Here is a 19,641-nt window from a genome sequence, read left to right on the forward strand (position 1 = left end):
GCCGCGTGGTGGCGGCGGCGACCGTGCCGCTGCGCCTGCGGCCCGAGGCTGGCGCGCCCGAGATCGGCCGCGTCGCCGCCGGCCAGGCCGTCAGCGTGCGCCCGGCGCAATCCGGTTTCGCGCTGGTGGAAGGGCAGGGCGGGCTGCGCGGCTATGCCCCCTCCGGAGCCTTCCAGGTTGCGGAACGGGCCGCGCCGGTCCTGGCAGGCGCGGGTGGGCCGGTTCGGCAGCTCGTGGCCACCAACCTCGCCAAGCGCGACAATTTTGCCGAGAGCCTCGGTCTGGCGCGGGAGGCCGCGGTCTCCGGATTCGAGATCGCCACGTAGTTTTTGCGGCATTGGGCCGACAGGGCAAGGGTCCGGCCTTTCGCCCTCGACATGACGCGCAGGGCTGGCGGGGCGGTCGCGCCTGGGACCAAAGGCCGATATCGGGCCGGCACAGGTCAATCCTGATGTCGGCCGGACATCGGTCGCCTAGCGCGCCCCCGGCGGCTCGGCTGCGCGCCATGCGCTTCCGGCCCGAGGCAGGGGCTCGGGCCGCATTGTGTCGGCCTGGATCGGTCTGACGGCGTCCTGCGGCAGAGGCGGGCAGTCATGCCTGGGCGGCCGCGCCGACTCGCGCACCGCGTTGTTTCCCGGCGTCACCCTGGCTATCCTCGGCGGCCATAGGGGAACAAGACATGAACGACCTGTTCGGCCGTGGCGGCGCGCGCAAGGGCGCCCCCGGGGGCGCCGCCGCGCAGGGCGACGGCTATTCCGCGAAGGACATCGAGGTGCTGGAGGGGCTCGAGCCCGTCCGCCGGCGCCCGGGCATGTACATCGGCGGCACCGACGAGAACGCCCTGCACCACCTGGCCGCCGAGATCATCGACAACGCCATGGACGAGGCGGTGGCCGGGCACGCCGACCGCATCGAGGTCAGCCTCGAGCCGGGCAACTGGATCAGCGTGCGCGACAATGGCCGCGGCATCCCGGTGGACCCGCACCCGAAGTTCCCGAAGCTGTCCGCGCTCGAGGTCATCCTGACCACGCTGCATTCGGGCGGCAAGTTCTCGGGCAAGGCCTATGACACCTCGGGCGGGCTGCATGGCGTCGGCAGCTCGGTGGTGAATGCGCTGGCCGCGCGGCTGGATGTCGAGGTGGCACGCGACCGCACGCTGTTCACGCAATCCTACGAGCGCGGCAAGCCGGTCACGAAGCTGAAGAATGCCGGGCCGGTGCAGAACCGCCGCGGCACGCTCATCCGCTTCCAGCCCGACCCCGAGATCTTCGGTGCGCAGGCCTTCAAGGCGGCGCGGCTGCACCGGCTGTGTCGGTCCAAGGCCTACCTGTTCCGCGGTGTCGAGATCCGCTGGTCCTGCGACCCCTCGCTGGTCACGGACGAGACGCCGGCGCAGGCGGTGCTGCATTTTCCGGGCGGGCTGCAGGACTTCCTGGCCTCCGCCATCGAAGGCCAGGCGACCGTCGTCCCCGCCCCCTGGGCGGGCGATGCCGAATTCGCCGAGGGTGCCGGGCGCGTCGAATGGGCGGCGACCTGGGTCGAGCGCGGCGACGGCTTCCTCAACACCTACGCCAACACCATCCCCACGCCGCAGGGCGGCACGCACGAGGCGGGCTTTCGCGCCGCGCTGGTCAAGGGCCTGCGCGCCTATGGCGAGCTCAAGAAGGAAAAGCGCGCCGCGAGCGTCACCGCCGAAGACCTGTTCGGCGGCCTGGCCGGAATGCTCTCCGTCTTCATCCGCGATCCGCAGTTCCAGGGCCAGACCAAGGACAAGCTGACCAGCCCGGAGGCGGCGCGCCTGGTCGAGAATGCGCTGCGCGACCATTTCGACCATTGGCTCGCGGGTGATCCGGCGCGCGCGGACAACCTGCTCGCCTTCGCGATCGAGCGCGCCGAGGAACGGCTGCGGCGCCGCGCCGAGAAGGACACGCCGCGCAAGACCGCCACGCGCAAGCTGCGCCTGCCCGGCAAGCTGTCCGACTGCTCGCGCGAGAGTGCCGACGGCACCGAGCTGTTCCTAGTGGAAGGCGATTCCGCCGGCGGTTCCGCCAAGCAGGCGCGCGACCGCGAGACCCAGGCGGTGCTGCCGCTGCGCGGCAAGATCCTGAATGTCGCAAGCGCCACCACCGAGAAGCTCCGCCAGAACCAGGAGCTCAAGGACCTGATCGAGGCGCTGGGCTGCGGCGTGGGCGATCGCTTCGACATCGCGAAGCTGCGCTACGGCCGCGTGGTCATCATGACCGACGCCGACGTGGACGGCGCGCATATCGCCGCCCTGCTGATGACCTTTTTCTACAAGGAACTGCCGGAGCTGGTGCGGCAGGGGCGCGTCTTCCTCGCGCAGCCGCCGCTCTATCGCCTCCAGGCCGGCGGCGTGTCCGTCTATGCGATGGACGATGCCGACCGCGAGCGGGTGCTCAAGAAGCGCTTCAAGCCGAACCAGAAGGTCGAGGTCAGCCGCTTCAAGGGGCTTGGCGAAATGCCGCCGGCGGCGCTCAAGGAGACCACCATGGACCCGAGGAAGCGCACGCTGCTGCGCGTGGTCCTGCCGCCGGAGGACCGCGCCTTCACCTCCGAACGGATCGAGGCGCTGATGGGCCGCCGGCCGGAACTGCGCTTCCAGTTCATCCAGGAGAACGCGGCGAGCGTGGCGGCGGAGGCGCTGGACGCGTGACGGCGCGCCGGGGGGCCAGCCCCCCGGAACCCCCCGCTGGGGGCAAACGTGCCCCCAGACCCGCGTGAACTGAATGGGTGGTTTGGATGAGGGGCCGGATGCACGCTGCGCGTCGGCGCCGCCGTCGAGCCCCTCCTCCAACCCACCCATCAACTGACCCCGGGTCTGGGGGGCGGTTGCTCCCCAGCGGGAGGGTCCGGGAGGGCAGAGCCCTCCCGCGCGCGCTCACCCGTCGATGCCCATCCCCAGCGCCATGCGTCCCGTGAGTTCCAGCTGCGGCAGTTCCTGCAGCGGGTGGAAGCGGGCGCCCTGCACGTCGCGGAAGGCGCGTTCCAGGCCGAGGTCGCGGTAGAAGGACGCGCCGCCGACCAGGTCCATGGCGCGCTCCACGGTCTCGATCGCGGCCTGTGCCGCGAGCGTATGAGCGATGGCGGCGCGGTTGGTACGTTCCGGGCCGGGCGCCTCGTGCTCGGCGATCGCGATCATGCGGTCGAGCGCCATCTCCGCCGCCATGAAAGCGTTCTCCAGCCGCCCGGCGGCGATGGTCAGCGCGGCGGACTTCGGCTTCGCGCGCGCGATGTCCAGCGCCCTGTCCCGCGCCCCTTCCGCCACGCCGACATAGGCCGAATAGACCAGCGGGAAGGCGAGCACGAAGACGTGGTGGAACAGCATATGCCACTTGCCGGGCGGGCGCCGTGCGACGATGGCGGCATCCGGCACGAACACATCCTCTAGCGAGACGTCGTGCGATCCCGTGCCGCGCATGCCGAGCACGCGCCAGGTGTCGATCACCCGCACGCCCTCCGCCTTGAACGGCACGGCGAAGTGCAGCACCTCCGGCCCCTCGGCGCCGTCGTGGTGGATCGCGCTGGTCACCAGCAGGTCGCCCATCTGGCAGGCGCTGGAGAAGGTCTTCTTGGCGGTGACGCGGAAGCCGCCTTCCACCTTCACGGCGCGGCCGTTGCTCGGCAGCCAGTCGTTGCCGCCGGTCGAGATCAGCACGAGCCCCTCGGCCGCGACGCGCTTCAGCAGGCCCTCGACCGGCGCCTTCTCGTGCCGCCAGCGCCAGGCCGGCACCGCGACCAGATGCGAATGCATGGAGAAGGCGAGTGCGGTCGACCCGCAGCAGGTGCCGATGCGGCGGATCGCGTTGCAGATGTCGCGGTAGTCGGCACCGAGGCCGCCGAGTTCGGCCGGCACCAGCGCTTTGAAGAAGCCGGCCGCCTTCAGCGCGCGGAAGCCTTCCTCGACGAAGCTCTCCTCCTCGTCGTGGCGCGCGGCGGTGGCGGCGATCTCGCGCCCGACCTGGTCGGCCAGCGCGACCCAGTCGGTCCTGGGCCGATCGATGATGGCGGCGTCCGGCATCCTGTCCTCCTGTCCCGGTGCTGCGATGGCGCGGACGGTGGCGCCACGCGGACGGGGCGTTCAAGGACAGAAAATGGACTTGCATTCCGCAACGGCGCGGAATGATGGTTCGGCATGCCCGGGTATGGACAATTCTGTCCTGTCGCCAAGACCTGCGAGCTGTTCGCGGAGCGCTGGACGCCACTCATCGTGCGGGAACTCTGCTGCGGTCCTGCGCAGTTCAATGACTTGCGCCGGCGCCTGCCGCTGATGTCCAAGACGCTGCTCGCGCAGCGGCTGCGCGACCTCGAGCATCATGGTGTGATCTCGATCACCACCAAGCCGAACGGACCGGGGAACGTCTATGCGCTGACCCCGGCCGGCGAGGATTTCCGCCCGATCATCGCGGCGCTGGGGCTGTGGGGCCAGCGCCATACCCAGAACATCCTCAAGCCCGAGGATTTCGACCCGCATTTCCTGCTGGTGAGCGTTCGCAGCCAGATCGCGCGCTCCACCCTGCCGGCGCAGCGGTTCGTCATCCGCTTCGACTTCAGCAACATCCCCGCGTCGCGCACGGCGCGGCGCAGCTGGTGGCTCGTGTTCATGCATCCGCATATCGATGTCTGCATGAAGGATCCCGGCCATCCTGTGGACGTCGCGATCGGCGCCGACCTCGAGACCTTCACGAGGGTCTGGATGGGATATGTCGGCCTGGCGGATGACGTGGCGCAACGCGGCATCGCCTTCGAGGGCGCGCCGGACGCTGCCGAACGCGCCAAGGCGTTGCTCGGCCTGTTCGATCGGCCGCGGGAGAAGCGCTTCGTCTTCGGCCCGCCGGAGATGCTGGAGGCCTGAATCCGCTCCACGACCGCGCACGGACGAGCGATCGGGCTGGTGCGAGGCGAGGACCGACCGGCAGGAGGGGCCTCGGCAGGGGCGAGCGCCCGCGCAGCATCAATGCTGCGTCTGCGCCTTCGGCAGCGCCGCGATGCGCGACGCCGGGGCCTGCGACCAGTCGTCGTGCACGCCCTGGAGGTTGATGCCGACCTGCTCGGGCATCGCCGCGGCATCGAGGCCGAGATACCAGGCCGCCGGCATGCCAAGCACGGCGCCGAGCCCGATCGCGAGGCGCAGCGTCAGCGGCTCGAGCCCAAGTTCCAGGCGCGACATGCGCCGCTGCGAGATCCCGACGCGGCGCGCCACCTCGGTGGCGGTGAGGCCGAGGCGCCGGCGATGGCGATGCAGCGCCGCGCCCACCTGGCCGTCGAATTCGAGCGCATCGGAGTCCGCCGTGCCGTCCTGGTCGATACCCCGATGCGGGGTGGTCATCTGCTGGGACATCCTGTCTTCCTTTTCTCGCTGCCTTGCCGGCGTTCCAAGCAGCCCCCCACATCTGGAGCCGGCGTTCGTTCCGGCTCAACGGCAATGCGCCCGTTTTGGTTTACAAAGGGTAAAAATTCGGACCAGGGGTGTCAGTTTCGTCTGACGTTTTCTGTAAGGTCGACTTGACGCATATTCACTTCGCGCTGGACGGTGGTCGCAGCCTCGCGTGCCAAGTCCCTCAAGGCTCGCCATTCCTGAAATCGGCCGATTAACCGCGTGGGTGACGCGCGAGCCGGACGGCTCGGCCGCGCCGGCCGTGCGCCGCGAGGTTCCACTTGAAGGGACGCTGCACTAGCCTTTGTGGGTCATCGCGAAGGATCGCCCGATGCTCCCCTCCCAGCGCCATCTCTTCGACATCCCGCGCGAGGTCGCCTACCTCAACGCCGCTGCCTGGTCGCCGCTGCCGCTTGCCGTGCAGGAGGCGGGGCGCGCGGGCGTTGCGCGCAAGGGCCGGCCCTGGGACCTCGATCCCGGTCTCGGCGCCTTCCAGCACGAACGCTGTCGCGCGGCGGCCGCCGCACTGATCGGTGCGGCGGCGGAGGATGTCGCGCTGATCTCCTCCGTCTCCTACGGCGTCGCGACCGCGGGCAAGATCTTCGCCCCGCCCGCCGGCACGCGCGTGCTCGTGCTGCAGGACGACCATTCCTCCCCGGTGCTGGAATGGATGGCGCGCGCGGCCTCGCAGGGATTCACCGTCGATGCCGTGCAGCGCCCCGCCGACGGCGACTGGACCGCGGCCGTGGCGGAGGCGATCGCGCGGCCCGGCGCGCCGGTCTCGCTCGCCTCCATCTCCAACGTGCACTGGTCGGATGGCGGGGTGATCGACCTGTTGCGCATCGCGCCGCTGCTGCGCGCGAAGGGTGCGGCGCTGCTGGTCGATGCGACGCATGGCGCGGGCGTCATGCCGATCGACGTGAAGGCGATCGACCCGGATTTCCTGATCTTCCCGACCTACAAATGGGTGCTCGGCCCCTATGGCCGTGCCTTCCTGTACGTGGCGAGGCGCCGCCAGGACGGCGTGCCGCTCGAACAGACGCCCTTCGGTCGGAAGTCCGTTTCGTCCGAGCGCGTGCCCTATTTCGCCGACCTCGACTACGCGCCCACCGCGCGGCGCTTCGACATGGGGGAACGCGACCATTTCATCGGCCTCGACATGGCCGCGACCGGCATGGAGATGATGGCCGGCTGGGGTCAGGCCGCCATCGCCGAGCGCTGCGCCATGCTGACCGGGCTGCTGGAGGAAAGGCTGGCGGCCGCGGGCGCGCTGCTGCCCCGGCGCAGCCTGCGCGCGCCGCACATCCTGTGCGTCTCCTTCCGCGGCGGCATGCCGGCGGGCCTGGCGGATCAGCTCGCCAGGCTGGGCGCTTACGCCGCGCCGCGGCTCGGCCGGCTGCGCATCAGCCCGCACGTCTACAACGACGAGGAGGACGTGGAGCGCTTCGTCGCGTCCTTCGCGCAGGTGGTGCGCCAGGCGGCCTGAACGCGCCGTGCAGGCGCCGGGGCGGCGCGCTGGCCGCGCGCCGCGGAGGCCCGCCTCAGCGCCCGAAGGTCAGGGAATGCGTGGGCACCGGCTTGTTGCCGTTGGCCTTGTCGAGCACGCGCAGCCGCCCCTGCAGGAAGGCGCCCATCACCGCATCCTTGAGGTCGTTGTCGGAGGCGGATTTCAGCCGCACCCCGATCTCGAGTCCGACCGCGTTGTTGTGCAGGTCCATCTGGGAGGACGGGCTGCCCCAGGCGGCGTTCATCTCATGCGCGATGAGAACCTCGAGCGCGTCGGAATAGCCGATGTCGCGCGCCAGCATCGCCGAGAGGTAGCAGTGGCGCAGCGCATCCGCCGGCCCGTCATTGCGGGAGGCACGCGCCACCTGGTCCGCTTCCGACGCCTCCATGTCGCCGGTGAAGGCGTAGGAGACCGCGAGCGACCAGCGCGTCGCCTCCTCCTTCGCGGCCAGCAGCTTGGGCAGCGACGTCGCCTTGGTGATGATGACCGCCGCCTCCGCGACATTGCTGCCTTGCGTGGCGAGGGCACGGTTCGCGAGGGTGACGAGGTCTTCCATGAAGGACATCGGGGCGGCTCCTGGGTTCAGTGGGACGCCTTCTATGCCGCGCACGGCCGGCCGGAAACGAACTGCTTCAGCCTGCGCCGCCGGAGTGCGACCCAGGTCACAGCCCAACGAAAAAGGGCCCCGCGCGCTGCGCGGGGCCCCTTCGGGACGTCGGATCCTGCGGAGGATCAGACCGAGTAGTACATTTCGAACTCGACCGGGTGCGGGGTGTGCTCGAACTTGTAGACCTCGGTCCACTTCAGCTCGATGTAGCTCTCGATCTGGTCCTTGCTGAACACGTCGCCGGCCAGCAGGAAGTCGTGGTCGGCGGCGAGGGACTGCAGGGCCTCGCGCAGCGAGCCGCACACCGTCGGAATGCCCTTCAGCTCCTCGGGCGGCAGGTCGTACAGGTCCTTGTCCATGGCGTCGCCCGGATGGATCTTGTTCTTGATGCCATCGAGGCCGGCCATGAGCATGGCGGCGAAGGACAGGTAGGGGTTCGCGGTCGGGTCGGGGAAGCGGACCTCGACGCGCTTGGCCTTCGGGGAGGTCGCATACGGGATGCGGCACGACGCCGAGCGGTTGCGGGCCGAATAGGCCAGCAGCACCGGCGCCTCGAAGCCCGGGATCAGGCGCTTGTAGGAGTTGGTCGAGGGGTTGGTGAAGGCGTTGAGCGCCTTGGCGTGCTTGATGATGCCGCCGATGTAGTACAGCGCCATCTCGCTCAGGTCCGCGTAGCCGTTGCCCGCGAACATCGGCTTGCCGGCCTTCCAGATCGACTGGTGCACGTGCATGCCCGAGCCGTTGTCGCCGTAGACCGGCTTCGGCATGAAGGTCGCGGTCTTGCCGTAGCTGTGCGCGACGTTGTGCACGCAGTACTTGTAGATCTGCATGAAGTCGGCCTGCTGCACGAGCGGGCCGAACTTGGTGCCGAGCTCATGCTGGGACTGCGCCACCTCGTGGTGGTGCTTCTCGATCGGCAGGCCCATCTCACCCATGGTGCTCAGCATCTCGGCGCGGAGATCCTGCTCGCTGTCGACCGGCGGGACCGGGAAGTAGCCGCCCTTGACCACCGGGCGGTGGCCCATGTTGCCCTCGGGGTAGTCCTTCAGCGACGCCTTCGGCCCCTCGATGCTGTCGAGCTCATAGATGCCGTAGGTGCCGCCGGTGCCGAACTTCACGCTGTCGAACACGAAGAACTCGGCCTCGGGGCCGAAATAGGCGATGTCGCCCAGGCCCGTGGACTTCAGGTATTCCTCGGCCTTCTTCGCCGTGCCGCGCGGGTCGCGGTTGTAGCGCTGGCCGGTCGAGGGCTCGTAGATGTCGCAGAACAGGATCATCTGCGGCTTGGCCGAGAAGGGATCCATCACCGCGGTGGTGGCATCCGGCATCAGGATCATGTCGGACTCGTTGATCGCCTTCCAGCCGGCGATCGACGAACCGTCGAACATGATGCCGTCCTCGAAGATGTCGGCATCGATGGTCGAGACGTGCTGGGCGGTGTGCTGCCACTTGCCGCGCGGGTCCGTGAAGCGGAAGTCCACGTACTCGACGCTGTGCTCCTTGATCATCTCCATCACCTTGGAGACGGCGGCGTTTCCGCCGGCGGCGGCGGGCTTCTTGGCCATGATGTGCGGTCCTGTTCCCTGACTGCGAAAACCCCGAAACTGTCACGCGTCCCGCGGGCTTCGGTGCCCCGCGGAACGGCCCGGCTGGCAGCGCGGGGTGGCCTGCACCCCATTCCGCCTGGTGGCCTGGCAGGCGCCGCAGGGGCGCCGCGTCCGGGCCGCGCGCCGCCCCTCGCCGAGGGAGGGGGCGGCGAAACCTGATGGTGGCTAGACGGCGTCCTCGCCGCGCTCGCCGGTGCGGATGCGGATCACCTCCGAGACATCCGACACGAAGATCTTGCCGTCGCCGATGCGCCCGGTGCGCGCCGCCGCCTGGATGGCTTCCACGGCGCGGTCGAGCATGTCGTCGCCGCAGATCACCTCGATCTTCACCTTGGGCAGGAAGTCCACGACGTATTCGGCGCCGCGGTAGAGTTCCGTGTGCCCCTTCTGCCGGCCGAATCCCTTGGCCTCGATCACGGTCAGGCCCTGCAGGCCGATCTCGTGCAGCGCGTCCTTCACCTCGTCGAGCTTGAAGGGCTTGATGATGGCCTCGATCTTCTTCATCGGCTCCTGTCCAGCGGCCGCGACGCCTTGCGGCGCTTGGCCCTTTCCTCCCGGTTCTGCTGCCCGGTCCGTTGTTGCCCGTGTGACCCAGTCCGCGGCGCAGGCTCACCGCCGCGCCGCGGGGGCGGTATTGCACGCGCCATGCCGGACCAGCAATCGGAGGGGGCGCGGGAAAATCGATGGGCCAGGATGGTGGCTGCCGATTTCGCGGGCGTGTTGCACAAATGATGGGCGAAGACTGCGCCCCCGGTTGCCGGCCCGCGGAACCGGTCCCATAAGACGCAAAGCCCGCAGATCCAGGACATCAGCACGGCCGATGCAGCCGCAGAACGCTCTCCTCTCCGCCACCGGCACCACGATCTTCACGGTCATGTCGGCGCTGGCGAACCAGCACCAGGCGATCAACCTCGGCCAGGGCTTCCCCGATTACGACGGCCCGCCCGACGTGGTGCGCGCCGCCGCCGATGCGCTGCTGGATGGCCGCAACCAGTACCCGCCCATGACCGGCGTGCCGGAACTGCGCGAGGCGGTGGCCGCGCACAACCGTCGCTTCTATGGCATCGAGGCCGACGCGAATGCCGAGGTGGTGGTGACCTCGGGCGCGACCGAGGCGATCACCGCCTGCCTGATGGCGGTGCTCAACCCCGGCGACGAATGCGTGCTGATCGAGCCGCTCTATGACACCTACCTGCCGGTGGTGAAGCTGCTCGGCGCGGTGCCCAAGCTGGTGCGGCTGAGCCCGCCGAAATGGGAATTGCCGCGCGCCGAACTGGCCGCCGCCTTCGGTCCCAAGACCAAGGCGATCCTGTTCAACACGCCGATGAACCCGACCGGCAAGGTGTTCACCGCCGCGGAGCTCGCCTTCATCGCGGAACTGATCCAGCGCCACGACTGCTACGCGATCTGCGACGAGGTCTACGAGCACCTGACCTTCGACGGCTGGAAGCACATCCCGCTGATGACGCTGCCGGGCATGCGGCAGCGCTGCATGCGCATCGGGTCCGCCGGCAAGACCTTCAGCCTGACCGGCTGGAAGGTGGGCTACGTCACCTGCGACCGCTCGCTCGCGCCCAATGTCGCCAAGGCGCACCAGAACCTGACCTTCACCACGCCCCCCAACCTGCAGCGCGGCGTCGCGGTCGGCCTGGTCAAGGACGATGCCTATTTCGAGGGGCTGTCGGCCCACCTGCAGCAGAAGCGCGACAGGCTCTCGCAGGGGCTGGCGCGGCTCGGCTTCGGCGTGCTGCCGACCCAGGGCACCTACTTCATCACGACCGATGTCCGCCCGCTCGGCTGGAACGGCGACGACGTCGCCTTCTGCCGCACGCTGACCGAGGAGGCGAAGGTGACCGCCATTCCCGTCACCGCCTTCTACGCGAGCGAGGACGCGCCCAACCACTATGCGCGCTTCGCCTTCTGCAAGGGCGATGCGCTGCTGGATGCGGCGCTAGCCCGGATGGAGGCCTGGCTCGCCTCGCGCGGGGCGGGCGCACGCGCCGCGAACGGGTAGCGCGCGCCGCCGGATCCGGAACGCGCGGCCATCCGGTTGTTGCCGGGCCCGCAGCCGGACGCGGCGCGGTCCGTGCCTCGATCCTGGGCGACCCCACCCACCCCGACGGTGATGGATGGCGCGGTCCCATGCGCATGGCCGCCCGACGAGACGCGGGCAGGCTGCCGTCGCGCATGGGCCGCCCGACGCCGCGGCGCGGCCAACCCTGCCAGGTCCGGCAGGACTTCATCTTGGATGCCTGCCGGACCCGCGCAGGACTGTACACTTCGCCCGGGTTCGCCGTGATGGACCAGGCCGCCGGTCGCGCCCGCGGCGCCGACCCGCGCCATGGGACCGACGGATGTGGCGGCCGCTGTGCGGAGGCTCGCGACCACGCACCATGTCCGCTCGCCCGTCCTGCCGACTGGCGGTTGCACCGCGGTGGCGTGGTGCGCGCACCATTCCGGCGGATGTCCGCCGCGCCCGGTTGCGGGAAGGCGGCGCTGTCGCACGGCTTCCGGCACCTCGGTCGCTTCGTTGCCGCCGAGCGGGACAGGTTTGGCGAATACCCGTCGCGGACGATCTCGGGCTGAAGGTGCCCGCCGCGGCGTGGCCGCCCAGCGGTAGCGGACCTGCCATGTTCGCTCGCTTCAATGGGGCTGCCGCGCGGGGCCGCCACGCGTCCTGGCTGTCCTTGCTCAGCCGCGGCGGATCGGATGCATCGCCCCTGCACGTCGGAAGCGAGGCGTTTCAGGCGTCTTATTTTCTGGGAAAAACGATGAAACAGACAGCATTCGATATGTGGGGGGTTCGGATCATTCTTACCTACAAGATGACGGGCCGGACATAAAATATCCAAAAAATGAGAACAATTAATAGATTGCAAACACCACAACCATGTGGTTTGCTGACGTCCGGTGATTGCAATGGGGATCCACAAAATGTCGGATACGAGAATCGTCGATCGTCAACGCGTCCGGGATGTCTATGGCGACTCGAACTGGTCGCTCGACGGGCGACTCGCCGTGGGGCTCGGCATCGTCGCCATGCTGATCGGCTTCGGCGCGATCGTGTCGGGCGCGTGGCTCGCCTATGGCGACACCGCCGCAATGTTCCAACTGCCCGGCGGGATGCCCCCGGTGGAGGGTCACACCGCCAGCCTCTATCTGGTCGCCTGCGGCGCGCTGACCTCGCTGCTCGGCGGCTTCAGCATCTACAAGTCGCAGGATATGTGAGGCGGCCGGGTCGCCTGAGGGGCGGCGACCGACGGCAGCAGTGTCTCCTGCGACCATCGAAGGGCCGGATACGGGGGTGTCCGGCCCTTCCTGCGTCCGGTTGTCAGCCCGGTGCGCGCAGATAGGGCTCGACCGTGCCGGTCAACTTCATGGTCAGCGGCTTGCCGCGGCGGTCCACCGCCTTGCCCATGCTCACCCGCACCCAGCCTTCCGAGACGCAGTATTCCTCGACATTCGTCTTCTCCTGGCCGCGGAAGCGGATGCCGACGCCGCGGCGGAGCAGTTCCTCGTTGAAGAAGGGGCTGTCGGGGTCGGTGGAGAGGCGGTCGGGCAGGGTGTCTGACATGGGCTGAAGTCTCTGCTGGAAGAAGCCCCAGCGCTACGCCACGCCGCGGCTCATGCCAATGGGGCGTCAGCGCCAGCCCGCGGGCACGTGTCGGAAGGGCAGCCCCGCCAGGTCGAGCGCCGCCGGCCCTGGCGCGTCGCATTCCACGATCGCGGCGCAGCGGCCTGCGAAGGCGGCGCGGAAATGGTTCTTGGCCTTGTTCGCCAGCAACCGCGTGGCCGCGAGGTCGATCCCGTGCAGCGCGAAGAAGGCGGGATCAACCGCGGCCTCCTTCCGCGTGGTGCAGATGATTCCAAGGCTGCCCGCGCGCAGTACGCAGGTCGGCCCCAGATCGACCGGTGCGCCGCGCTCCATCGGCCCCTCGTTCACGAAGCGTCCGTCCGTCAGGCGTTCGACCACGACATCGGTGATCACGGGGCGCCCGAAGGCCTCGGTGATGGTGGCGCCGAGGTGGCGGGTCAGCGTGGCGCCGATCCCGGCCTCCTGGGCCGCCGCCACGCTCGCCGGGTCGTGCAGGAAGGCGAAGACCGCCGGGACACCGAGCCGTGCCTCGACCAGCGTGCGCAGCATCCCGGGCGTATCGGCGATGCCGCCGGACAGGGGATTGTCCGCCGGGTCCAGCAGCGCGACCAGGCCAGGCGGTGCGTCCAGCGCCTGGCGCAGCGCGGTGGCCGGGTCGGGCAGCGTCACGGCGAAGCGCGCGTGGCGCACGGCGATCTCGTCCGCCAGGTGTTCCGCGAGGTCGCGCGCCGCGCCGGCATCCTCCGCCCAGATCATCGCCGAGGGGCCGGCATGCGGGCTGTCGCCCCAGGCGAAGCCTCCGAAGATGCTGGCATCGAGGATCGGCGCGCGCTCCGCCGCCGCGGCCTGCGCCCAGACCTCGGCCATCGGACCGGCCTCGTGGCGCATGTGGAAGCTGTGCAGCACCATCGCGCGCTTGGCGATGTGGCCTTGGGCGCGCCGTGCGCCGGACAGCGCGCGTTCCAGGAGTGCCAGTGCGCGCGCCGCCGCTGCATCCATGTCGATGTGCGGATAGGTGCGATAGGCCGAGGCGCCGTCGAGCCATTCCGCGATCTCCGGCGCCATGTTGGCGTGGAAGTCGAAGGACGCGGTGATGGGCACCTCGCGCCCGAGGATGCCGCGGATGCGGGCAATGGTGGTGGCGTCGGCCTCCGGGTCGCTCTCGCTCACGCAGGCACCGTGCAGCGAGAGATAGACGCCATCGAAGCGCTGCGCCTTGAGCCCCGCCTCGACCTCGCTCCGCCAGGCGCGCAGCGCGTCATCCGCCATGGGCCCGCCCGGCTGGGCGGCGATGCAGGGCATGATGGTGGCCTGCCAGCCAGGCCGCGCCGCCAGGAAGGCGGCAAGCGCGCCGAGTTCCGTCGCTGTGCCTGCGTAGCGCGCCAGGTGCGCCGCCCCGCTGCCCCATTCGCGCGATTCGAAGGCGCTGCGCGGCGTGGGAACCGGCGTGAAGGAGTTGCCTTCGAACCAGAGGCGGGCAACGGCGATGTGAGGCATGCGTGCATGTTAGGGCAGCGCGGCATGGCGGGGAACCGCAACGGCAGACGCGACGAGGCGCTGGTCGTGCGCCCCGCGGCCCCGGCGCCAGGGGCGCGACGGCGCGATTGCGTTGCCCCGGGCCGATACGGCGCTGCGCGGCCTGGCCCGGTCGTGCCACGATGCCCGCCGGACCCGGAGACACCCCATGCGCCGACGCCCCCTGCTTGCCGCGCCTTTCGCCCTCGCGCCCCTGCCCGTGGCCGCGCAGGCCCCGCTGCGGCTGTTCACCGCCGGGGCGGGCAGCGCCTTCCTGCCGTACGGGGAGGGCCTCGCCGCCTTCCTCGCGACGCAGGGCGTGGCCGTCACGGTCGAACGCAGCGCCGGATCGCTCGAGAACCTGGCGAAGGTCGAGGACGACCCGGGCGCGCTCGGCACCGCCTTCCTGGGCTCCGCCGCCGATGCGGTGGCGGGCACGCCGGCCGCCGGCGGGCGCGTGCATGGGCGCGTGCGCGCGCTGTTCCCGATGTACGAGACGTCGTTCCAGGTGGGCGTGTTGCGCGCCTCGGGCATCGCGCGCTTCGCGGATCTCGCGGGTAAGCGCATCGGCGCAGGGCCGGCGCGCGGGCCGGCCGAGACCTTCCTGCGCGCCGCCCTGGGCGCGGCGGGGATGGAGGCGACCATCGTCTCGGGCGATCCCGCCGAGATGACGCGCCTGCTGGTCAGCGGGGGAATGGACGCGCTGTGGCAGGGCGCGATCGTGCCGATCCCGTCATTGGTGGCGGCGCAGCAGCAGGCGGATGTGGTCGTCTTCGGGCTCGATGCGCCGCTGGTGGCGGCGGTGCGCGCGCGCCTGCCCTACCTCGCCGACACGACCATCCCGCCCGGCACCTATGCCGGCCAGGCGGCGCCGATCCTGTCCTTCGCGGCGTGGAACTTCGTGGTCGCCAATGCGGGTCTGCCGGACGACGCCGCCTATCGCGTGACGCGTGCGGCGCTGTCCGCCGGCGACCCGCGCGCCGAGATCCACACCAGCGCGGCGGGGACGCGCGCGCAGAACGCGCCCGCCAACAGCGTGCTGCCCTTCCACCCCGGCGCGGCGCGCTACTACGCCGAGCGCGGGATCAGCGTGCGCGCCGGGTGATCACGCGAGCGCCGCGCTGCTGCGCCGCACCCGGACCAGCAGCGAACCGACGATCGCGAGGTTGATCACGCCGGCCAGCGCGGCATTGGCAAAGCTGACCGTGTAGGCGCCCGTCAGGTCGAAGAACAGGCCGCCCTGGTAGCCGCCGAGCCCATGGCCCAGCCAGCCGAAGGCGAGGATCACGCCCATCAGCGTGGCGCGCCGGGACGCCGGCGTCAGCACGCGCGCGGTGATCAGCAGCGCCGTCATCACCCCCGCATAGCCGAAGCCGTAGATCACCGCGAAGGCATAGAAGTGCGTCAGCGCGTCGATCTGCGTGAACGCGAAGACACCGACGGTCTGCCACAGCGACGCCGTCAGGTAGGCCGGTATCGGACCGATCATGTCGGCCAGCTTGCCGAAGGCAACGCGTCCGGCGATCGCCGCGATCAGCATCGCGAACAGCACCCCGCCGGCATCCGGGGCGGAGATGCACAGGCCCTGGATGAGGGGCACGAGATGCATCAGCGGCACGGACATGCAGGTGCAGCAGAACAGGATGGCGGCGCTGAGCGTGACCACGACGACACCCGGCGGCAGCGGCGGTGCCGGCTCGGCCCGCGCCGCCATGGCGCGGTTCGCGGCCGCGGGCGGTTCCGTCATCAGGAGCGCCAGCGGTATCAGGATGGCGAGCGAGATCAGCCCTTCGGCCAGGAAGGCGCCGCGCCAGCCGAAGACCTCGATGAGATGGGCGGCGCCGAGCGGCACGCCGCCCTGTCCGACCGCCTGGCCGGCCGAGGCGATGCCGATGGCCAACCCCGCGCCCGCGCGGAACCAGTTCCCGACGAGCGCGATGACCGGCGCGAACAAGGCCCCGGCGCCGAAGGCGCCGGCCAGGAAGAACAGCAGGTGGAACTGCCACAGCCTATCCGCCCAGGCCGCCGCGCCCACGCAGAGGCCGACGGCGACGGCGGCGACCAGGCAGATGACGCGGATCGGCGTGCGGTCCGCGACCGACCCCATGACGATGCCGCCGATCGCGATGCCGACCAGGCCGGCCGTGTTGATCAGCGCGATCGATCCGCGCGCCCAGCCGAATTCCTGCTCCAGCGGGATGAAGAAGACGGACAGGCCATTGACCATCTGTCCCATGACCACGGCGAGCATCGTCGCCGCGGACGCGACGATGACCCATCTGTAGGATGGATGGGCAGCGAGGTCCTTCGACAGGCGCATGACGCGTCTCCCGCAATCCGATGCCCCGGATCCAGGGGCGCGCGCGCCGCGACGCGCGACGCAGCGGCCACGCATCCTACCCGGGCCGATCGCATGGATCAGGCGTTTTTCGCTGCCCTCACGGCGCGACTGCGATGCCCTGTGACCCGAATCACCAGAGGCCCGGCAGCCACAGCGACAGCGCGGGGAGGAACACCAGCACCACGATGCGCACCACGTCGGACGCCACGAACCCCATCACCCCACGATAGGTCTGCCCCATCGGCACGTCCTTCGCCATGGCGTTGATGACGAACAGGTTCAGCCCGAAGGGTGGCGAGATCATGCCCACCTCCACGCTCACCAGCACCAGGATGCCGAACCACACCAGCACCTGCGTCGGGTTCAGCCCGAAGTCGAGCGCGAGCATCAGCGGGATGAAGATGGGCAGCGTCAGCAGCACCATCGCCATGCTTTCCATGAAGCAGCCGAGGATGAAGTAGATCAGCAGGATGGCGAACAGGATCGCGAGCGGCGGCACGTCCAGCCCCGCGATCACCGAGGAGAGTTCCGCTGGCACGCGCGACAGCGCGAGCGCCGCGCTGAACAGTTCCGCACCCAGCAGCATGATGAAGATCAGCCCGGTGGTCTCGGCCGTGGACAGCAGGCTTTCCTTCAGCCCCTGCCAGCGCATGCCCCCCAGCGTCACCGCCAGCACGCCGGTCGCGGCCGCGCCCACGGCCGCGCCTTCGGTGGCGCTGAACCAGCCGGCATACATGCCGGTGACGACCAGCGCGAAGACCAGGATGACCGGCCAGACTTCCAGCGTCGGCTTCCAGCGCGCCGACCACGGGATGCGCTCGGCCGGCGGCGCCGCACCCGGCACCAGGCGCGCATAGATGTTGACCACCGCCATGTAGCACAGCGTCGCGAGCACGCCGGGGATGACGGCGGCGATGAACAGCACGCCGATGCTTTGTTCCGTGTAGATCGCGTAGATCACCAGGATGACCGAGGGCGGGATCAGGATGCCGAGCGTTCCCCCCGCCGCCAGCGTGCCGGTGGCGAGTGCGGGCGAATAGCCATGCCGGCGCATCTCGGGCAGCGCCACCTGGCTCATGGTGGCGGCCGTGGCCAGGGATGACCCGCAGATGGCGCCAAAGGCCGCGCAGCCGCCGATGGTGGCAAGCCCGAGCCCGCCGCGCCGATGCCCGAGCCAAGCCCGCGCGGCGCCGAACAGCGCGCGGTTCAGCCCGCCCTTGGTGGCGAAATCCCCCATCAGCAGGAACAGCGGGATGACCGACAACGTGTAGGAGGAGAACTTGCTGAAGGACATGCTGCGCAGCGTGGCCAGCAGCGGCATCCAGCCGGTGATGGCCGCATAGCCGAGGCCCCCCACCAGCAGCATGGCCACACCGACCGGCATGCGCAGCGCGATCAGCACAAGCACGGCCGCGAACATCGACAGGCCGATCTCGAATCCGCTCATGCCGGCCGCCGCGCGTCCTGGAAGCGTTCCACCGCGACGAAGGCGGCCGTCACGGTCCACAGCGCGAGCCCGAGGGCGGCGCCGGCGTAGCCCCACCAGTAGGGCAGCTCGAGGAACATGGTCGCGCGTTCCCGGTCCCATTGCCGGAAGGCGCCGTCGGTGATCTGCACCGCCAGCACGGTCGCGACCAGCGCGACGCAGGCGCGCATCGCCGCATCCAGCCAGGCGATGCCGCGCGCGGGCAGCCGCGCGGTGAAGACATCGACGATCACGTGGCTGCCGCGTATCTCCGCCCAGGGCAGGTACAGCGCGACAGCCACGCCGAGCGACATCTCCACCATCTCGGAATCGCCCAGGATCGGCCGACCGAAGGCGCCGCGCGCGACCGAGGCGCAGGTCACGCCCACCGCCACCAGCAGCAGCACGCCGCCCAGAAGCGCGCCCGCCTGCGCTATGGCGGTGAGGACCCCGCGCAGCCCGGTCACGACCGCGCGGAGGCGGCGATCGCCTGGATGTCGTCGAACATGGCGCGGCCGTTGCGCCCGCGCCGGTTCATCTCGGCGATCCAGGCGTCGTAGACGGGCTGCACCGCGGTGCGCCAGCGCGCCTTCTCGGCATCGGGGATGTCGATGATCTCGTTGCCCGGCGCGGTGCGGGTCGCCTCGACCGCGGGGCCGGTCTGGCTGTCCCAGATCTCGCCGAGCCGGGCAGAGAGCGGCGCGCCGGAATCGGCATCGATCACCGCCTTCAGGTCGGCGGGCAGGCGGTTGTAGGAGCGCTGACTCATCAGCGTCAGGATCATGCCCTGGAAGATCCCCCCCCCAGGCTGGCTGTGGAACTTCGCCACCTCGTAGAAGCGGAAGGGCTGGGTGATCGCCCAGTTGATCATCATCCCGTCCACCTGGCCGCGCGCCAGGGCCTCGTAGACGCCGGGCAGGGCGATGCCGACCGGCGTGGCGCCGAGTGCGGTCACCGCCTCGCCGATCCAGCGCCCGGCGACGCGGATGCGCAGGCCGCGCCAGTCCTCCAGCGTGCGGATCGGCTTGCGCGTGGTGTGCACCAGCGCGCGGTCGGTGGCGTTGATGGCGATGATCTTGATGCCGCGGAACTCGTTGTCCGCCAGGTGCTTCTGCACGAAGTTGAAGGCCGCCGGGCTCTCGGTGGCCGAAAGCCCGGTGTTCATGAAGGGCAGCTCGAGCCCTTCCACGCCCATGAAGCGGCCGGGGGTGAAGCCCGGCACGGTCCAGATCAGGTCGACCACGCCGTCCTCGAGCTGCTGCACAAGGTCGCGCGGCTGCCCGCCGAGCTGCATGGCGGGATAGACTTCGACCTTGATGCGCCCGCCCGACGCCGTGGCGATGCGTTCCGCCCAGCGATCGAGGTGCATGGTGTGGTCGAGCGCGGTCGGCGAGGAGAAGGAATGCAGCCGGAAGGTGAATTGCGGCGCACCCTGTGCGCGCACCAGGCCCGGCAGGGCCACCCCGGCGCCGGCCAGCGCCAGCACGTCTCGCCTCTTCACCATGGAAGCCCCCTGCACATCCGCATCTTTGCGGAAGCAAAGCGTGTCGCGGAATCGCTTGGCAGGGGAAGAGGCTTTCTCACGCGCGGGTGGCCCGCCGGGCCCGGC

General features: G+C 70.1%; 18 protein-coding genes. 7 read left to right on the forward strand and 11 right to left on the reverse strand.

The genetic code is table 11. The features are described from left to right. Together HW578_RS10640 and parE are read left to right on the forward strand one after the other, a co-directional pair. Positions 1 to 326, forward strand: a 326-nt coding sequence (locus HW578_RS10640) for an SH3 domain-containing protein (protein ID WP_198370535.1), incomplete at its 5' end; no start/stop codon positions are given. A gap of 353 nt (positions 327 to 679) precedes the next feature. After that, complete coding sequence (gene parE / locus HW578_RS10645; protein WP_198370536.1) at positions 680 to 2,674, forward strand: DNA topoisomerase IV subunit B; 1,995 nt, start codon at positions 680 to 682, stop codon at positions 2,672 to 2,674. Positions 2,675 to 2,899: 225 nt separating this feature from the next. Here parE and HW578_RS10650 read toward each other — a convergent pair whose 3' ends face one another. After that, positions 2,900 to 4,039: an acyl-CoA dehydrogenase family protein gene (locus tag HW578_RS10650; protein ID WP_198370537.1), complete on the reverse strand. Its 1,140-nt coding sequence runs from the start codon at positions 4,037 to 4,039 to the stop codon at positions 2,900 to 2,902. 114 nt (positions 4,040 to 4,153) lie between these two features. On the opposite strand from HW578_RS10650, the gene HW578_RS10655 reads away from it, so the two are divergent. Beyond that, positions 4,154 to 4,873 (forward strand): winged helix-turn-helix transcriptional regulator, encoded by a 720-nt coding sequence (locus HW578_RS10655; protein WP_198370538.1) that lies wholly within the window; start codon positions 4,154 to 4,156, stop codon positions 4,871 to 4,873. 99 nt (positions 4,874 to 4,972) lie between these two features. Here the strand turns inward: HW578_RS10655 and HW578_RS10660 are convergent, their stop codons facing one another. Continuing rightward, complete coding sequence (locus tag HW578_RS10660) at positions 4,973 to 5,347, reverse strand: helix-turn-helix domain-containing protein (RefSeq protein WP_198370539.1); 375 nt, start codon at positions 5,345 to 5,347, stop codon at positions 4,973 to 4,975. A gap of 379 nt (positions 5,348 to 5,726) precedes the next feature. Here HW578_RS10660 and HW578_RS10665 point away from each other — a divergent pair, with 379 nt between their 5' ends. After that, positions 5,727 to 6,881 (forward strand): aminotransferase class V-fold PLP-dependent enzyme, encoded by a 1,155-nt coding sequence (locus HW578_RS10665; RefSeq protein WP_198370540.1) that lies wholly within the window; start codon positions 5,727 to 5,729, stop codon positions 6,879 to 6,881. 55 nt (positions 6,882 to 6,936) lie between these two features. On the opposite strand, the gene HW578_RS10670 is transcribed toward HW578_RS10665, so the two are convergent. The 3 genes from HW578_RS10670 to HW578_RS10680 form a co-directional block, all read right to left on the reverse strand. Continuing rightward, entirely contained in the window at positions 6,937 to 7,467 is a 531-nt protein-coding gene (locus tag HW578_RS10670; RefSeq protein WP_198370541.1) for a DUF6973 domain-containing protein, read from the reverse strand. Between the two features lie 167 nt (positions 7,468 to 7,634). Next, positions 7,635 to 9,074 carry a type I glutamate--ammonia ligase gene (gene glnA / locus HW578_RS10675; RefSeq protein ID WP_198370542.1) on the reverse strand — a complete coding sequence of 480 codons (1,440 nt, stop codon included), beginning with the start codon at positions 9,072 to 9,074 and terminating at the stop codon, positions 7,635 to 7,637. Positions 9,075 to 9,281: 207 nt separating this feature from the next. Further along, positions 9,282 to 9,620: a P-II family nitrogen regulator gene (locus tag HW578_RS10680; RefSeq protein WP_198370543.1), complete on the reverse strand. Its 339-nt coding sequence runs from the start codon at positions 9,618 to 9,620 to the stop codon at positions 9,282 to 9,284. Between the two features lie 316 nt (positions 9,621 to 9,936). Here HW578_RS10680 and HW578_RS10685 point away from each other — a divergent pair, with 316 nt between their 5' ends. Together HW578_RS10685 and HW578_RS10690 are read left to right on the forward strand one after the other, a co-directional pair. Then, the gene (locus tag HW578_RS10685) at positions 9,937 to 11,130 is read left to right on the forward strand and encodes an aminotransferase (RefSeq protein WP_198370544.1); all 1,194 of its coding nucleotides are present in this window, start codon (positions 9,937 to 9,939) and stop codon (positions 11,128 to 11,130) included. A gap of 920 nt (positions 11,131 to 12,050) precedes the next feature. After that, positions 12,051 to 12,344, forward strand: coding sequence for a hypothetical protein (locus HW578_RS10690; RefSeq protein WP_198370545.1), 294 nt, complete (start codon positions 12,051 to 12,053; stop codon positions 12,342 to 12,344). Positions 12,345 to 12,447: 103 nt separating this feature from the next. Here the strand turns inward: HW578_RS10690 and HW578_RS10695 are convergent, their stop codons facing one another. Together HW578_RS10695 and HW578_RS10700 are read right to left on the reverse strand one after the other, a co-directional pair. Continuing rightward, on the reverse strand, positions 12,448 to 12,690 hold the full coding sequence (locus HW578_RS10695) for a DUF3297 family protein (RefSeq protein WP_198370546.1): 243 nt from the start codon (positions 12,688 to 12,690) through the stop codon (positions 12,448 to 12,450). A 66-nt stretch (positions 12,691 to 12,756) separates the two neighbouring features. Further along, entirely contained in the window at positions 12,757 to 14,208 is a 1,452-nt protein-coding gene (locus HW578_RS10700; RefSeq protein WP_198370547.1) for a M81 family metallopeptidase, read from the reverse strand. 187 nt (positions 14,209 to 14,395) lie between these two features. Here HW578_RS10700 and HW578_RS10705 point away from each other — a divergent pair, with 187 nt between their 5' ends. After that, a complete protein-coding gene (locus HW578_RS10705) occupies positions 14,396 to 15,331 on the forward strand; it encodes a TAXI family TRAP transporter solute-binding subunit (RefSeq protein ID WP_198370548.1) in 936 nt (311 codons plus the stop codon). Here HW578_RS10705 and HW578_RS10710 read toward each other — a convergent pair whose 3' ends face one another. The 4 genes from HW578_RS10710 to HW578_RS10725 form a co-directional block, all read right to left on the reverse strand. Next, positions 15,332 to 16,546, reverse strand: a complete 1,215-nt coding sequence (locus HW578_RS10710) for an MFS transporter (protein WP_198370549.1) — start codon at positions 16,544 to 16,546, stop codon at positions 15,332 to 15,334. Positions 16,547 to 16,697: 151 nt separating this feature from the next. After that, a complete protein-coding gene (locus tag HW578_RS10715) occupies positions 16,698 to 18,014 on the reverse strand; it encodes a TRAP transporter large permease (protein ID WP_198370550.1) in 1,317 nt (438 codons plus the stop codon). Further along, positions 18,011 to 18,499, reverse strand: coding sequence for a TRAP transporter small permease (locus tag HW578_RS10720; protein WP_198370551.1), 489 nt, complete (start codon positions 18,497 to 18,499; stop codon positions 18,011 to 18,013). Before HW578_RS10720 ends, HW578_RS10715 begins: the two co-directional genes overlap by 4 nt. Next, positions 18,496 to 19,536: a TRAP transporter substrate-binding protein gene (locus tag HW578_RS10725; protein ID WP_198370552.1), complete on the reverse strand. Its 1,041-nt coding sequence runs from the start codon at positions 19,534 to 19,536 to the stop codon at positions 18,496 to 18,498. The genes HW578_RS10720 and HW578_RS10725 overlap by 4 nt, the downstream gene beginning before the upstream one ends. Positions 19,537 to 19,641: the final 105 nt, after the last annotated feature.

This window comes from Roseomonas rosulenta, from assembly GCF_016106005.1.
GTDB classification, from domain to species: Bacteria; Pseudomonadota; Alphaproteobacteria; order Acetobacterales; family Acetobacteraceae; genus Neoroseomonas; species Neoroseomonas rosulenta.